The sequence below is a fragment of the Streptomyces sp. NPDC088707 genome (assembly GCF_044752725.1).
In the GTDB taxonomy this organism is placed as follows: domain Bacteria; phylum Actinomycetota; class Actinomycetes; order Streptomycetales; family Streptomycetaceae; genus Streptomyces.
In genome coordinates this window covers 280,524-294,966 of record NZ_JBIVLV010000001.1, presented here as the reverse complement: position 1 = coordinate 294,966, position 14,443 = coordinate 280,524, and the positions used below count along the sequence as shown (strand labels likewise).

17 protein-coding genes and 1 pseudogene are annotated in these 14,443 nt (G+C 73.4%); 8 read left to right on the top strand and 10 right to left on the bottom strand.

Annotation, left to right across the window (positions count from 1 at the left end; all coding sequences use genetic code 11):
- Nucleotides 1-19 precede the first annotated feature (19 nt).
- Genes ACIP84_RS01460 through ACIP84_RS01445 form a run of 4 tightly spaced genes read left to right on the top strand, consistent with a single transcriptional unit; the run spans nucleotide 20 to nucleotide 2,053 of the window.
- Nucleotides 20-526 (top strand): gas vesicle protein, encoded by a 507-nt coding sequence (locus ACIP84_RS01460; protein ID WP_401793161.1) that lies wholly within the window; start codon nucleotides 20-22, stop codon nucleotides 524-526.
- Entirely contained in the window at nucleotides 523-1,425 is a 903-nt protein-coding gene (locus tag ACIP84_RS01455; RefSeq protein ID WP_401793158.1) for a GvpL/GvpF family gas vesicle protein, read from the top strand. Before ACIP84_RS01460 ends, ACIP84_RS01455 begins: the two co-directional genes overlap by 4 nt.
- Nucleotides 1,422-1,637, top strand: a complete 216-nt coding sequence (locus ACIP84_RS01450) for a gas vesicle protein (protein ID WP_355965261.1) — start codon at nucleotides 1,422-1,424, stop codon at nucleotides 1,635-1,637. Before ACIP84_RS01455 ends, ACIP84_RS01450 begins: the two co-directional genes overlap by 4 nt.
- On the top strand, nucleotides 1,634-2,053 hold the full coding sequence (locus ACIP84_RS01445) for a gas vesicle protein K (protein ID WP_401793155.1): 420 nt from the start codon (nucleotides 1,634-1,636) through the stop codon (nucleotides 2,051-2,053). The genes ACIP84_RS01450 and ACIP84_RS01445 overlap by 4 nt, the downstream gene beginning before the upstream one ends.
- Before the next feature lie 19 nt (nucleotides 2,054-2,072).
- Here ACIP84_RS01445 and ACIP84_RS01440 read toward each other — a convergent pair whose 3' ends face one another.
- Complete coding sequence (locus tag ACIP84_RS01440) at nucleotides 2,073-2,678, bottom strand: hypothetical protein (RefSeq protein ID WP_401793153.1); 606 nt, start codon at nucleotides 2,676-2,678, stop codon at nucleotides 2,073-2,075.
- A gap of 409 nt (nucleotides 2,679-3,087) precedes the next feature.
- Here ACIP84_RS01440 and ACIP84_RS01435 point away from each other — a divergent pair, with 409 nt between their 5' ends.
- On the top strand, nucleotides 3,088-3,414 hold the full coding sequence (locus ACIP84_RS01435; RefSeq protein ID WP_401793150.1) for a hypothetical protein: 327 nt from the start codon (nucleotides 3,088-3,090) through the stop codon (nucleotides 3,412-3,414).
- Between the two features lie 380 nt (nucleotides 3,415-3,794).
- The gene (locus tag ACIP84_RS01430; protein WP_401793147.1) at nucleotides 3,795-4,274 is read left to right on the top strand and encodes a DedA family protein; all 480 of its coding nucleotides are present in this window, start codon (nucleotides 3,795-3,797) and stop codon (nucleotides 4,272-4,274) included.
- A 327-nt stretch (nucleotides 4,275-4,601) separates the two neighbouring features.
- Here ACIP84_RS01430 and ACIP84_RS01425 read toward each other — a convergent pair whose 3' ends face one another.
- The 3 genes from ACIP84_RS01425 to ACIP84_RS01415 all read right to left on the bottom strand — a co-directional run bounded on the left by ACIP84_RS01425 (nucleotide 4,602) and on the right by ACIP84_RS01415 (nucleotide 6,236).
- Nucleotides 4,602-4,982, bottom strand: a complete 381-nt coding sequence (locus ACIP84_RS01425; protein ID WP_355965269.1) for an FKBP-type peptidyl-prolyl cis-trans isomerase — start codon at nucleotides 4,980-4,982, stop codon at nucleotides 4,602-4,604.
- Between the two features lie 205 nt (nucleotides 4,983-5,187).
- Nucleotides 5,188-5,757, bottom strand: coding sequence for a HutD family protein (locus ACIP84_RS01420; protein ID WP_401793143.1), 570 nt, complete (start codon nucleotides 5,755-5,757; stop codon nucleotides 5,188-5,190).
- Nucleotides 5,758-5,897: 140 nt separating this feature from the next.
- On the bottom strand, nucleotides 5,898-6,236 hold the full coding sequence (locus ACIP84_RS01415; RefSeq protein ID WP_355965272.1) for a thioredoxin family protein: 339 nt from the start codon (nucleotides 6,234-6,236) through the stop codon (nucleotides 5,898-5,900).
- A 279-nt stretch (nucleotides 6,237-6,515) separates the two neighbouring features.
- On the opposite strand from ACIP84_RS01415, the gene ACIP84_RS01410 reads away from it, so the two are divergent.
- Nucleotides 6,516-6,737, top strand: a complete 222-nt coding sequence (locus ACIP84_RS01410; protein WP_355965274.1) for a hypothetical protein — start codon at nucleotides 6,516-6,518, stop codon at nucleotides 6,735-6,737.
- Nucleotides 6,738-6,754: 17 nt separating this feature from the next.
- Nucleotides 6,755-7,126: a fic family toxin-antitoxin system, toxin component gene (locus ACIP84_RS01405; RefSeq protein ID WP_355965276.1), complete on the top strand. Its 372-nt coding sequence runs from the start codon at nucleotides 6,755-6,757 to the stop codon at nucleotides 7,124-7,126.
- Nucleotides 7,127-7,166: 40 nt separating this feature from the next.
- Here ACIP84_RS01405 and ACIP84_RS01400 read toward each other — a convergent pair whose 3' ends face one another.
- The 6 genes and pseudogenes from ACIP84_RS01400 to ACIP84_RS01375 form a co-directional block, all read right to left on the bottom strand.
- Nucleotides 7,167-9,176 (bottom strand): hypothetical protein, encoded by a 2,010-nt coding sequence (locus ACIP84_RS01400; protein ID WP_401793139.1) that lies wholly within the window; start codon nucleotides 9,174-9,176, stop codon nucleotides 7,167-7,169.
- Between the two features lie 246 nt (nucleotides 9,177-9,422).
- Nucleotides 9,423-10,092 (bottom strand): annotated as a pseudogene (locus ACIP84_RS01395) (alpha/beta fold hydrolase).
- Nucleotides 10,089-10,904, bottom strand: coding sequence for a DUF1295 domain-containing protein (locus tag ACIP84_RS01390; RefSeq protein ID WP_355965280.1), 816 nt, complete (start codon nucleotides 10,902-10,904; stop codon nucleotides 10,089-10,091). The pseudogene ACIP84_RS01395 and the gene ACIP84_RS01390 overlap by 4 nt, the downstream one beginning before the upstream one ends.
- The gene (locus tag ACIP84_RS01385) at nucleotides 10,901-12,274 is read right to left on the bottom strand and encodes a class I SAM-dependent methyltransferase (protein WP_401793136.1); all 1,374 of its coding nucleotides are present in this window, start codon (nucleotides 12,272-12,274) and stop codon (nucleotides 10,901-10,903) included. Before ACIP84_RS01385 ends, ACIP84_RS01390 begins: the two co-directional genes overlap by 4 nt.
- Nucleotides 12,271-12,996, bottom strand: a complete 726-nt coding sequence (locus tag ACIP84_RS01380; protein WP_401795590.1) for a DUF1365 domain-containing protein — start codon at nucleotides 12,994-12,996, stop codon at nucleotides 12,271-12,273. Before ACIP84_RS01380 ends, ACIP84_RS01385 begins: the two co-directional genes overlap by 4 nt.
- 50 nt (nucleotides 12,997-13,046) lie before the next feature.
- Nucleotides 13,047-14,303, bottom strand: a complete 1,257-nt coding sequence (locus ACIP84_RS01375) for an NAD(P)/FAD-dependent oxidoreductase (RefSeq protein WP_401793133.1) — start codon at nucleotides 14,301-14,303, stop codon at nucleotides 13,047-13,049.
- Nucleotides 14,304-14,443: the final 140 nt, after the last annotated feature.

The window sequence follows — 14,443 nt, the reverse complement described above, 5'->3', positions numbered from 1 at the left end:
GGGAACGAGGAACGTCGCCGTGTCTGACCCCCTGCCCGACCGCTTCGGGTCCGTACCCTCCAGGGCATCCCCGGTGCCGTACGGGCCGAGTTCCTCCGCGAACCTCGCGGACATCCTCGAACGTGTTCTGGACAAGGGCATCGTCATCGCGGGAGACATCCGCATCAACCTGCTCGACATCGAGTTGTTGACGATCAAACTGCGGATCCTGGTCGCCTCCGTGGACAAGGCGAAGGAGATGGGCATCGACTGGTGGGAGCACGATCCCTCACTCTCCTCGAAGCACAGCGGGGGGCCGTTGGCGGAGGAGAACCGCCGGCTCCGCGCCGAGGTGGAGGCGCTGAAGCGCGAGGCGATGACCGGCGACGAACGCCGGCACCCCGAGCCCCTCCCGCACGCCGCGGGGGCAGGTGAACCGGAGGCGGACGAACTCGCGGCGGACGAGCCGGAACCGGAACCGGACGCGGACGTGGACGACGGGCCGAGACCGCGACGAGGGACGGCACGACGAAGGCGCAGCACATGAGCGACCCCGCGCACCCGACGAAGGCGCAGCACATGAGCGACCCCGCGCACCTCACCTACGTCTACGCCGTGGTCCCGGACACGGGGCGGGCACGGACGGCCGTCGAGGACCTCCGCGGGGTGTCGGGCGCCGCGGTGACCCTCCTCGGTGAAGACGCGCCCCCCGAGGGTGAAGACGCCACGCCCCCCGTCGCGTTCGTCATCAGCCGGGTGTCGTCGGACGAGTTCGACGAGCGGACGCTGAAGACCCGGTTCGAGGATCTGGAATGGCTGGAGGACATCGCCCGCGCCCACCACGAGGTGGTGCAGGCGATCGCCCGTCAGGACACCGTCCTCCCCCTGCGGCTCGCGACCCTCTACCAGGACGACGAACGCGCCCACGAGGCACTGACCGCTCAGCGGCACGTCTTCGCGGAACGGATCGGCCTGCTCCGCGACCGGAGCGAGTGGGGCGTCAAGCTGTACATCGGCGAGGCCGGGATCCCGGAGCACAGCGCGGCCGACGGCCCTGGGAGCACCGGCACGCTCAGTCCGGGCAAGGCCTACCTCCAGCGCCGCCGGGCCCAGCACAGCACCCGGGAGGACCACTACCGCCATGCCCAGGAGGCCGCCCAGCGCATCGACGCAGTCGCCTCCCGGTTCCGCACGCACCGGGTACGCCATCCCGCCCAGCGCGGCGAACTGGCGGGACCGGAGGAGAACGTCCTCAACGACGCCTACCTCGTCCCGGACGATATGACCGAGAGCTTCCGCGCCGCGCTCGACGCCGTGGCGGCGGACCTCGACGGCGTACGCGTCGAAGTGACCGGCCCGTGGGCCCCGTACTCCTTCGCGATGCCGCCGCCGTCGCCGTCCGAGGCTCCCCGGACGGGTGTCGCACCGAACGGACCGGCGCCATGAGCGTCGCCCACCCCGACGAGCCGCTCCCCGGCCGACAAGTCGCCCTCATCGACCTGCTCGACAGACTGCTGAGCGGTGGTGTGGTCCTCTCCGGAGACATCGTGCTCTCGATCGCCGACATCGACCTCGTCCGCATCTCGCTCCGCGCCCTGATCGTGTCCGTCGGCTCCGAGGCCGATCCGCTCGGGCCGTCCGTCCCGAGGCAGTCGTGACCGGGACCGGTCCGGCGCCCGGAGAGCGGGACGGAGCTCCGGACGCGCCTGCGCACCTGGAAGGCATCGGCGCCGCCCTGGGAGACGCGTTCCGCCTCGTGCAGGCACCACCGACGCCCGCCGACACACCCAGCCGCCCCGCGCGCAGGATCCGCACCGACCACGAGTCGGTCGAGGAGGACCTCCTCAAACTCGTGCTCACCGTCGTGGAACTCCTTCGCCAGCTCATCGAGAGACAGGCGCTGCGGCGCGTCGACACCGGTGACCTCAGCGACGAACAGGAGGAAGAACTGGGCGCCACCCTGATGGCGCTGCACGAAGCGCTGAGTGACCTCTGCGCCGAGCACGGCTACACACTCCAGGACCTCAACCTCGACCTCGGCCCGCTGGGCCCCCTCCTCCCACCGCCCGACTGAGAGCCCCCGGGGGCACGGCTCACGGCCGGAGCCCCTGCCGCGCGAGGGCGACGGCACTGAGGTCGGCGACGGCCCGGCGGTCCCCCTGACGCCAGGCGTCGGCCCATCCACCCGGCGGGACCGGCAGTTGGGCGAGCGGTCCGGGAGGACCCGTGAGCGCGCGCAGGGCGAGCAGGTCGTCACCTCCGGGAGCCTCGGCGAGGCGCCGCAGAGTGCTGCTGCGCCGGATCCAGACGAGGCGTGGCGGGAGCCACAGCAGCAGGACGAACAGCACCGGAACGACGATGAGGGCCGCCGTGACCACGTCGGCGACCTGGGCGACGGTCTCCTGGAGCGACACTCCCGCGTCGGCGAATCCGGAGCCGGCGTCCGCCGCGGCCTCGAGCGGCTTCTTCAGGACGCCGCCGATGAGCGGCACACCCGACGCCGCGTCTCCCGCGTTGCCGAGTTCCTCGGCGAGCCGGTCGCCGGAACTCTCCACCCTGCGCCCCGGTTCGGCCAGCAGCATGATCGTCTCGCGGACGGCGAGGGCCGCCCACACCGCGACGGCGATCAGCGCCACGGCGATCAGGTCCACGAGCACCTGGAGGTTCCGGCGTGCGGGTGTCTGGGCGTAGAGGCGCAAGGGTGACTCCCGTTCGAGGCGCGGCGTCGAGGTCCGGCCGACCGGCACCGCGACGCGGCCGGCCGGTCGTCGGATTCAACTCTTCCACGGCGCCTGTCGGGCAAACATGCGACACACGAGCCACGCCGGCGTGCCCGCGCGGGCGCCGGTCGCGCGGGACACGAGCCCCCGACGTGCTCGATGTCCAGCGGCGTGGCCGCCCTCACCGGCCCGCGCCATGCCGGTGCGGCGAGGGTGCCGAGCGGCGGTCGAACCTCCCTCGCACCCGACCACCCGAACCTCCTTCGCACCGCGCTGTGCGGCCCATTCACGCGCCGTTGATCGGATGTCGATCGGCGTTCGGCATGGTGTCGGAGAGCGGACCGTCGTCCCGGCCGAGCCCCGTGACCGGTATCCCGGTGGCGGTTCCGTGCCGAAGGAACACCGCACCTTCCTGGACCCGGTCGTCACCCTGGCCCACGTCATCGGCCGGATCAGGCAGATCGCGGAGGCGAACGGACGTGACTCCGAGACCCTGCGTACCGTCGTCCGGGTGAACCGCACGGTGACCTCCGATGCGGCCCCCGGCGACGCCGTTCCGCACCGGGGAACGGTGGCGCAAGTGGCGGACTACCTGCTCGCCGCTCATGCGGCCGGGGCGGACGAGGTCCTCGTCGACCTCCAGCTGACGGCGCGGAACGCGGAGGAGCTGACGGACCTCGCAGACCGCTTTCACGACCGACTGAGCGAGGGCTAGGAGGGCCGGGCCTGAGGCGGGCCGCGACGGGATGCGCAGGAGGGGGCCCGGCGCCGGCCGGTGCCCACCTGCCCGCGCCGTGGGTGAGTCGACGGCACACTCGGTGACCGCTACCCCACCCGTCGCTCGTCGGGTGGCCCGGTGCACCGTATCCGCCGTACAGGCATTAGGTTAGGGTGACCTTGCCTGGCGTATGGACCGGGTGTGCGGGCTCGGGTTCCGGTGCCGCAGGTGGGACCCGGTGGACGGATCGGACAGAGGCGGGGCGCAGGTGAGAAGCGGTGACCGGGCTTGTGTGCGTCGTGCGCCAGGCGAGGCGGCACGCCCCGTGCGAGTGACGTGGGCCGCGGGTTCCGGCTCGCTGCCCGGAAAGAGGCGTCGTGCATAAGATCGCGCTCACGGCCGGAGCCCTCTACGTCATCGTCCTGCTGCGTGCCGGGGGGACGTTCGCCGTCGGGTGGCTCGCCGGCGCCGGTGCCCGGCGCAGCAGGTTCGCCGAGCGGATCTCTTCGGCGAAGTTCGCTCGCGCGGAGCGGGCGATCCAGCGGTGGGGCGCACCGGTGGTCGCCGTCTCCTTCCTCACCGTGGGTTTCCAGACCGCCGCGAACTTCCTCGCCGGCAGCATGCGGATGCCGTTGCCCCGCTACCTCCCCGCCCTGTTCGTGGGCGGAGCGGCGTGGGCGCTGGTCTACGCGACTGCCGGGCTCGGGGTGCTCGAAGTGCTGGGCAGGCTCTTCGCCGAGCGAACGGCCCTCGGGGTGTCCGTCGTGGCAGCACTCCTCCTCGCGGTGTGCGGGGTGGTGGTGTACCGCAGAAGGAGGCCGGTCCCGTCCGCCGCCGCCGTGCCCGAGGAGTCGTAAGGCTGTCCACCGGTGCCCTGCTCGGTGCCGGACCCCGGAACGGGCGCATGGACGGCGGCCACGCCCAGGAAGCAAAGGGGATACAGCCGCCGTGCGGCGCCGCGAACTGTACGGAGCACGCGAACCCGCGAGCATGGTAACCGGCCAGGTGGCAAGGGGAGTTCGCGGCCTCCCGGGTCGCCGCACCGCCGAGGCGGCTTCCCGACCGGAGTCTCGCGACCGAGGCCAGGACGGCAGCCGGGAGCGCTGGATCCCGCGCGAACAGCGGCAGGAATCCGACGATGCCGGGTACGGGTGTGGGGGAGGGGCGAGGGGTAGTGGGTCGTCTCAGGCTGTGACGGTGAGCAGGTCGACGACGAAGACGAGAGTGGAGCCGGCCGGGATGAGTGGCGAGGGCGACTCCTTGCCGTAGCCGAGGCGCGGGGGAATGATGATCTCGCGCCGCCCGCCCGCCTTCATTCCCCTGATCCCTCGGTCCCAGCCCTTGATGACCCTGCCGCCACCCACGGCGAACTTGAACGGTTGGCCGCGGTCCCAGGAGGAGTCGAACTCCTTTCCGGACGCGAAGGTGACTCCGACGTAGTGAACCTGGACGACCCTGCCGGGCTTCGCCTCGGCCCCGTCCCCGATGACGAGGTCCCGGAGGGTCAGCTCGGCGGGAGGGTCACCCTCGGGAAGGTCGATCTCGGGCTTCGTCGGTTCACTCATCGGGGCCTCACTGTTCTCGCCGGACGCCCGGGCAGGGGCCGGCCGGGCGCGTGGTCGCTCCACGCGGCGGACGGCCACGTTACCCAGAATGCCGATCCCGTGGAGCGCGGCGCGTTCACGGCTGCCCGGTGGGCCTGGCAGGCTGCCGACGCCGACATCCGGTGGGCCGTCGACGGCGTCGGCCGACGGGCGGGCCGTCCGGCTGTCACCCGATCGGGGTGAGATCCGCCCACAGGGCCACGGCATCGGGCGAGAGCGGTGTGACCCCTTCCCCCGGTGCGCTGTCGTCGATCTCCCACCACGCGCCCTGGTCGGACGCCAGGACATCCCCGTCCTTGTCCGTCCGCCAACGGCCGCGCAGGACGTAGAACACCCCGGCGTGTCCCGAAGGCGGCACGACCCGGTCGGCGACCCGCTCCACCCGGCCGGTCCACTGCCCGCGCCGCACCATGATGTTCAGCACCCGGCAGCCGCCACTGGGGAGTTCGGCGGAGACCGCGAGGTCGCCGGCGAACGCGACCGGCTCGCCGGCGCGTGCCGGCAGCCGCTCGAACACCCCGGGACTGGTCAGCAGGACGCCATCGCCCACCAGCAGGGTGAGCGTCCGGTCGACCCCGCCGAACGCCGAGAACGGCCCGGGCCGGTCGATGTCGGCGACACTCGCCCGCCAGCCGAAATCCTCGGCGCCTACGGGCTGGGAGGCGATCTCCCTGGTCGCGCCGCCGCCGTTGCGCCACCGGCCCGGCGTCAGGGTCGCGACATCGAAGTGGTGCATGGGTGGGCTCCTGGGCTGCGTGCGGTACGGGTACGGATGCTCCTCGGTGGCGACACGGACCCGCCGACGCAGTCTATGCGGCCCGCTGTGGGGCGACGGGGACCGTGGGGTGCTCACACGGGAGGTCTGGGTGCCGGGTGTCAGATGTGGCTGTCGAGGAGTTCTCGGAGCTCGGAGGTGGTCGAGGGCCCCGCGCCCTGCGCCACCGGCTCGCCGTCCTTCAGCAGGACGTAGGCCGCGGCGCCGGTGATTCCGTACCGCTCGGTCGCCGCCGGACAGCGTGTGATGTCGGTCCGGACGGCGGTGAGCCGGCCCGCGTACTCGTCGGCGACGGCGCCCACGACGAGGTCCATCGCCCGGCAGGGCTCGATGGCCTTGGGCCATGTCCCGGTGAAGTACGCGAGGACCGGGAGCGTGCTCATTCTGAGGACGAAGTCGAACTCCGCGTCCTCACGGGGCTGGTGAACCCGCTTCGCCATGGAAGCTCCTGACCTCGTGTTCCGTCTTGCCGCTCCCATCATCCCCCGTGAGACGCGTCGGGCCGACCAGGGCCCCGGACCCCTCCGTGCCGTGCCACCCCCTCCGTGTCGGCGCCGCCCCCGCCCCCTGTGGGCCTTACCGGAGCCCGGTTTGTGCCCGCGTCTCCTGCGCTTCGGTGACCGTGAGGTGGACGGCCTGCCTCACGGTTTCGGCGTCGATGGTCACCGCTGCGACGCTTGCCCTGCCGCATCGGGCGGACAGCCGCTACCGTTGTCCTCATGGCGCGGGAAATCAGGATCGAGATCAGCGACGAGGCGTACGAGGCGCTGGAGCGGGTCGCCGCCGAGCAGCACGTGCCCGCCGAGGACTACGCGGGCCGGGTACTGGACGCCGACCTGACCCGTGCGCGGTTCGTCGAGGGCGCCCGGTCCTTCGTCGCCCAGCACGGCCAGGCCTTCGCGAAGCGCTTCGGCCGCCCCGCCGGCGCCGACGCGGCCTGAGCCCGGCCGGCCTCCGCGTGTTTCTCACAGTCGATCTCTCCTGGCTGCTCGAAATCGCCCAGCAGGAGATCCCCGGGGATCCGGAGATCTCCGACTGGGGCTCACTCGAAGCCGCCCGCGCCCGGCACGCCTTCCGCGTGATGGACGTCCCCGTGTACGAGCGCCCGCACCATCGCGCGGCCGCGCTGCTGGAGCAGCTCGTCCGCGTCCCGGCCCTGGAGCACTCCAACGAGCTGTACGGCGTGGTCGTCGCGGCTGCCTACCTGAACGCCTGCGGGTACCCGGTCGACGTCACGGCGGAAGAGGCGATCGACCTCGTTGAACGCGTGGCCGAAAGCCGGATCGACGTCCGGCAGGTCGCCGCCGTCCTCAAGGAATGGGTTCGCTGAGCCGGTGGCGTCGGTGGCTCCTCGCGAGCCACGCCGCACGTCACGGACCGCCGGAGTCCGGCTCCGTCTCTCCCCAGCCCCGCAGTTCGCCCGAGCCGGCCACCGTACCCGTCAGCCGTACCTGGCCGTCCGCCTTCGTGCGGACGGCCAGGGCCTGTCCTCGTACGGTGGCGGAGACGGGGCCACGGGCGGTGATCGCGGTCACGGCGCGGCTGCCGGCGGCGAGGTAGTAGCGTGCCCCGGACGGTGCGGTCCAGTACGTCCCCGCCAACAGGTGCTGGCCGAAGCGGCTGCACGCCGCGGTGTCCTCGGGCGTCGGGCCCGGCACCCGTACCGGGCGGCTGCCCGGGTCCGGCCCCTCCCACGCCACCGCCACGCGGCCGCGCCCGTCCCAGGTCTCCGCGCGCGTGCACGTCCAGATGGCGCGTCCGGCCCGTTCGGGCAGGGCCTGATGGGCGAACTCCCAGCGGTTGAGGGCGCGTACACCCGTTCCCCGCAACCCCGGCAGCTCGCAGGCCGAACGGGCCCAGGCGGCGAGGCCCGCCGACGACGTCGCCTCCCGCGGCTGGCGGGCCGGGACTCCGGTCCCCGGTGACGGGGTCCACGTCAGGTGCGCGGGGCTGAGCTCCCCGAGGTCCGCCAGGAGGAAGGAATGGTCCTCGACGATCCGCGTGGAGGAGCGCACCTGCAGAGCGGGAACACGGCGGCAGTCGTCCGACGCCTGCGCTACGGGGTCGGTGACGCCGTCTTCGGAGACGGCCAGCCGCCGGGCGGGCACGTCGGGCCGCAGGAGGTCGCGCACCGCGCTCTCGTCGATCCAGGGGGCGAGCAGGAAACGTGCTCCCTGTCCAGTCCTGCTCACCGCCACGGCCGCGCCGGCGGTCACGTCTGCGTCGTCGGCCCGGGCCAGTTCGAGGACCGCGTCGCCCTGGCCGGTGAGCGGCTCGGCGTACCGGACGATCCGCTCGCCGTCGTGCAGGAGGACGACGGCGGAGCCGTCGACCGTACCGGCGAAGAGCAGTCGGGCCGGTGCGGAGGGCGGGGATGTCGGTGTGTCCGGCGTGACGGTCAGCCGGACGCCGGTGCGGTCGCCGGTGCCCCGCGCCCAGGCGTCGAGGGCACGGGACAGCAGGGCCGTGTCACCGGTCCGGGCCCCGCGGGCGGGCCACCGGGTCAGGTCGACGCGCGCGGTGTCGGCCCATCGGTCGGCGGGGGCGCGGAGAAGGAGCCTCGGGTCGGCCGCGAGGGCGGATGCGGCGGCGAGGGCGGTGACCGGTGGCGATGGCGCGGGCGGTGCGGGCGGCGCGGGCCGCAGGGCGAGTACGGCGGTCGTGGACGCGACGACCAGCAGCGCGGCGACGAACGCGCCGAGTCGTGTGCGATGCCGGCGGCGCAGCAGGTCCGTCGGTCGTGCCTGCACGGTGCAAGGGTCGAACTGCGCGCCGTGCAGGAGCGATTCGGCATCGGGGCCGACGGCGGTGCGGAGACGTTCGGCCGAGCGGAGGGCCTCGTCCGGGGCCGGTACGCCCGCGGCTGCGAGATGGAGGACGGCGGACTGGGGGCTGAGTCCTTCGAGGACGCGCAGGGCGAAGGCGGCCCGTACCTCCGGGGCCACCGTTGCCAGTGTGGATTCCAGCGCCAGCTCGTCGTCGCCACCGGCCCGGGGGAAGAGCCTCAGTCCCAGGACGGTGGGGAGCGGGGTCCGCCCGAGGGACCACCGGGGGTGGGCGGCCGCCCGCAGGGCCGCGGCCACGACGCCGTGCCGCAGCCAGGCGAGGACCTGCCCCGGCTCGCCGCGCTGCGCGGGAACCGTCGGGCCGGCTGCCCGGCCGGGCCGTGACGGGGCCGCCGCCGCGAGGGACTTCTGCACGAGCGCGTGCGCGGCGAGCACCCGTCGGTGTCTGCCGAGAGCCGGCGGGAGGATCAGATGGGCGAGCCGGACGAACCGTGGGTAGTGCTCGACGAGCGCCGCCTCGGCGTCGTTCCGGCCGGGGCGAGGGGGCGCGGCGTGCGGTATGTCAGTGCTGGGGAAGGTGTCGTGGGACTGCATGCCTGTGCAAACGAGGGGCGCATGCAGCGGTCACCTCGGACGCGTGCTCTGGTCGTCCCCCGGGTCGCGCGCCTCGCTCGCATCGTTTGTGCATCATACGGCGGCGCGGGCGGGGGTGGCTGCGCGGGCGCACAGGCGGACACGTGCGACTCCGCCTGTGCGTCGACTTCCCCGGCGCGTCGGTCCGCCCGGGCATCGGTCCCGCGCGCATCGGTCCGCCCGTGCGTCGGCCACGTCCCGCACGAGTCATCCGCCCGGCTCCACCCGGGCCAGCAACGCCGCGGTGAGTTCGGCGGTGAGGCGGTGCCAGTGGGCGGCGCCGCGGAGCATCGCGTGGCCTCCGGTGGGCATCGGGATTCCGGTCGCCTCGGCGCCCGCCGCCCTGGCCCGGCGGACGAGGTCCCAGGACTCCCGGGCGGAGGTGGTCCGGTCCGCCTCGTCGTGCAGCAGGTGGACCGTGCGGCCGGCGAGGTGCTCGACGGGTTCCCCCGGTGGACACCAGGGCGCCAGAGCCACCACACCGCGCACCATCGGGTCGCCCGCGACGCGCAGCGCGGCACGGCCGCCCATCGAGTGGCCGACGAGGACGACGGGGATCTGCCCGGCCCGCTCCCGCAGCCGCGCGAGCGCCGCCGCCGCGTCCACGGCCGCGTCACGACGTGCGCCGTTCCAGCCCCGGTGCCGGTAGCGGACCTCCGCGACGAGCACGTCCCGGTCGGCGAGCGCACGGGCGACGGCGCTCGCGAACGGACGCATGCGCAGAGCGGGCAGGGTTGACGAGGGGCGGTGGCCCGAGCCCCTCGGAACGGCCGCCGTGCAGCAGGAGCACGGCCGCCGCGGGGACGGTCGGCGTGCTGCGCACGACGAGGCAGCCTGCCGCGCCGCGCCGGACCGCCCGGGCGGCGTCGTACGTCATCGCGCCTCGGCCCGGGGTGCGGGACGGCGGGGCGGGCGGGGCAGGAAGCCGCTCGTACGGGCGGCGTAGGCCGCGTATCCGGGACGGTGTGCCATGTGGGCCTCCAGGAGCCGTTTGCCGCTTCCCCAGATCAACAGGCCACTCATCACCAGGGGTGACACCAGGACGAGGAGAGCGGTCGGCCAGTTCGCGCAGGCGGTCAGATAGAGCCCCCACCACACCAGGAAGTCACCGAAGTAGTTGGGGTGCCGGGTCCAGCTCCAGAGTCCCCGGTCCATGATCCGGCCGCGGTTCGCCGGATCGGACTTGAAGCGGGCGAGCTGGTGGTCCCCGACCGCCTCGAAGGTGAGGCCCGCCGCCCAGAGGACGAGCCCGAGCACGAGCAGCGGGTCCGGCCCGTCGGGGAGGTAGGCCGCCACCTGGACGGGCAGGGAGACGAGCCAGACGAGGGCGCCCTGGAGGAGGTAGACGGTGCGCAGCGCGTAGAGCGCCGGGTGGCCGGGGGCCCGGGCGAGCATCTTCGCGTAGCGGGGGTCCTCGCCGTGGCCGCGGCCTCGGCGGGCGATGTGGACGGCGAGTCGCAACCCCCACAGACAGGTCGCGAGGGTCACGGCGAGCCTCCGGCCGTCGTCCCCGTACCCGGCGGAGAGCGCCCAGGTGACGACGGCGACGGCGGCGAACGCGAGCCCCCAGGCGATGTCGACGATCCGGTGGACGCCCTTCACCGTGCCGATCGCGAAGGTCACCAGCATGACGGCGAGCGCCGCTCCGGCCGACACGGCCAGGTTGATCCCCAGTGCGGATGCGTTCATCGGCGCGATCCAGTGGTGTCTGTGGTGTCTGTGGTGTCTGTGGCGACCAGGCGGAGCTGACGGACGTCCAGGTAGTGCGCGCGGAAGCCCGCCTCCGAATAGGCCAGGTACAGCTCCCACATGCGCTGGAAGACCCGGTCGAAGCCGAGTGCGCCGACTGCCGCCGACTCCTGGACGAACGTCTCCCGCCAGAGTCGGAGTGTCTCGGCGTAATGCTCCCCGTACCCGGTGTCGTGGGTGATGCTCAGGCCGGCCCCGGCGCTCTCGCGTACGAGGGCGTCCGGCGAGGGGATGAGGCCGCCGGGGAACACGTACTTGCTGATCCAGGTGTGGGTACGGGCGGTGTGGAGCATCCGCTCGTGCGGCATCGTGATGGTCTGGAGGGCGACGGCCCCGCCGGGCGCGAGGAGGCGGCGCAGGGCGGCGAAGTACGTGGGCCAGTACTCGGCGCCGACGGCTTCGATCATCTCGACGCTGACGACGGCGTCGTACCGGCCGTCGACCTGCCGGTAGTCGCGCAGTTCGACGCGCACCCGGTGCGACAGGCCTGCCTCGGCGATCCGGCGCAGGGCGAGCGCGCGCTGTTCCTCGGAGAGCGTGACGGTCAGGACGTCGGCGCCTCGGGAAGCGGCGCGTATCGCGAGTTCGCCCCAGCCGGTGCCGATCTCCAGGAGCCGGGTCCCCCGGCCGACGCCGGCCAGGTCGAGCAGGCGGTCGATCTTGCGGTGCTGCGCCGCCGTGAACGCGCCCGGCGTGGCGGGGAGGGCGTCGAACACGGCTGATGAGTAGGTCATGCCCGGGTCGAGGAACAGGGCGAACAGGTCGTTCGACAGGTCGTAGTGCCGGTGGATGTTGTCGCGTGCGCCTTCGAGGGTGTTGCGGTCGTGGGCCGGGCGGCGGCGGACCCAGGCGCCCCGGAGCCTGCGCAGCGGTGCCGGTACGAGGTCGTCCACGTGGGTGGCGAGCACGGTGAGGAGGCCCACGAGGTCGTCGCTGTCCCACTCGCCGGCCATGTACGACTCGCCGAAGCCGATCAGTCCGTCGGCGCCGATCCGCCGGTGGAAGGCAGCCGGGTCGTGCAGCGTCAGGGTGGGCGGGCCGACCCTTTCGGTGCCGGCGCCTTCGGTGCCTGTCCCTCCGGTGCCGGCCTCGCCGGTCGCGGGGCGGGGTACGGCGCCGGACGGGCCACCGTGGTGATGCGTTCGCAGCGGCAGCCGTGCGAAGGCGCGGGCGAGGATCCGCCTGGCGATGGCCGTGCGCAGGGCCGAGGCGCGCGGGAGGCGCGCGACGTCGGGCCAGCGCTCCGGGTCGACGGACGGGTGGCCGAGGGCCGTGGCGCTGGGGGCGGCCGGCGGGACGGAGACGGTCACAGCATGCCTTCTCGGGTGGGCGGTACGGGACGGGGACGGACGGGAAGTCCCTTGAGATACAGGCGGATTCCATGCCACCGGATGCCGGCGCTGACGGCGGCGGTGGACCACGGGTGGCGCAGCGCCGCGGTGAGCAGCCCGCGCGTGTCGGCCGGGCGGCGGCTGCCGCGGACGGTGGCGGTCAGCGGCCGGCTCCCGTCGCCGTGCCGCAGCTGGACGGTGAGGTCGAGACGCTCGCCGGGCAGCGGCAGGCGCATCCGGTAGGAGCCCTCGACGTCGAAGAACGGGGAGACGTAGAAGTCCTTGGCGACGTCGGCGCGTCCGGCGCCGTCGGGCCGCAGGAGGTAGCAGTGCCGACCGCCGTACGTGTTGTGGACCTCGGCGACGACGCAGACGAGGCCGCCGGTCCGGTCGTGGCACCAGTACAGGGTGAGCGGGTTGAAGACATGCCCGAGCACGCGCGCGTGGGCGAGCATCAGCACCCGGCCGTCGGCGTTCCGTACGCCCTGGGACGCGAGGTAGGCGTCGAGGCCCGCCCGCAGGGTGGGGGCCCGGCCGCCGAAGTGGTCGCGGGCGTCGAAGCGGGCGAGCAGGCGCAGGGGGCGGGGCAGCCGGGGCAGGGCGTCGAGATCGACCAGCCACAGGTACGTACGATGCCGCAGGCTGTGGCGCACGGGCTGGACGCGCGCGTGGGCGACCTCGCAGGGATAGAGCGCCGGCACCACAGGTGACGTGGGTGCGGCCGCTGTGGCGGGTGTGTCGCGGGTGGTGGTCACCAGGTCACCCCCAGAGCGCGGGCCGCCTCGACTCCCGAGCGGCAGCCGTCCTCGTGGAACCCCCAGCCGTGGTACGCGCCGGCGAATGCGGTCACGGACGTGGTGAGGCCGGGCAGTTCGCGCTGGGCGGCGACCGAGCGGGGCGTGTAGACGGGGTGCTCGTACACCATGCGGGCGAGCACGGTGCTCTCGTCGACGCGGCCGTCCGCGTTGAGGGTCACGAGGTGCGGCTCGTCCACCGGGAGGCGCTGGAGACGGTTCATGTCGTAGCTGACCTTGACTGCTTCCGGCCGCGCGTCGCAGGAGGGGAGCCAGTAGTTCCACGAGGCCCGCGCATGCGGTCCGGCCGGCAGCACGCTGGTGTCCCGGTGCAGCACGGTGGGGTTGCGGGAGTACGTGAACGCCCCGAGGACCCGGCGCTCGTCGGGGGTGGCATCGCTGAGCAGCCGCAGGGCCTGGTCGGGGTGGACGGCGACGACGACGGCCGCGTGGGTCTCGGTCTCGCCGTCCTCGGTGGTGACGCGGACCTGGTCCGTGCCACGTTCGATCGCACGGACCGGGGTGGCGGTGCGGACGGCGGCAAGCTGCTTGGCCACCTTCTCGACGTACACGCCGGACCCTCCCGTGACGGTCCGCCACTGCGGTGAGCCGGTGGTGGAGAGGAGCCCGTGGTGGTCGAGGAACCGGAAGAGGTAGGCCGCCGGGTACAGGAGCGCGGTGTCGGGGGCGCAGGACCACACGGCGGAGACGAGCGGGACGGCGAAATGGCCGACGAAGTACGGCGAGAACCTGCCGCGTGCCAGGAACGCGCCGAAGGTCTGACGGTCGTCCGCGGTGGCGAGCAGGCGCCGCGCCGCCCGGTGGAAGCGCGGTACGTCGGCGAGCATCCTCAGATGGCGGCCGCGGCGCAGGTTGCCGCCGCCGAGCAGGCCGCGGGCGCCACGGGCGCCGGCGTAGGCGAGGCCGCAGCCGTCGCAGCGGACGGACATGCTCATCTCGGCGTCCTGGGTGGCGACGCCGAGCTCGCGGAAGAGCCGGAGCAGCTGCGGGTAGGTGCGTTCGTTGTGCACGATGAAGCCGGTGTCCACGCGCACGGTCCCGCCTTCCCGGGTCGGCAGCTCGTGGGTGTGGGCGTGCCCGCCGAGCCGGGCGTCGGCCTCGTAGAGCACCACGTCGTAGGTCCGCGACAGCACGTGAGCGGCTGTCAGGCCGGCCACGCCGGCCCCGACGACCGCGACGGTTCGCCGGTTCATTCGTTCCCCCTCGCGTCACGGTGCCCCTGCACACGGGTTGTGCGGAGCGTTCCCATGGGTGGTTCGGTGCCATGGCCCGTTCGGACGGGTGCGGATGTCGTGTCCGCGTGCCGTCCGTGTGCCGTCCATGTGCCTGCTCA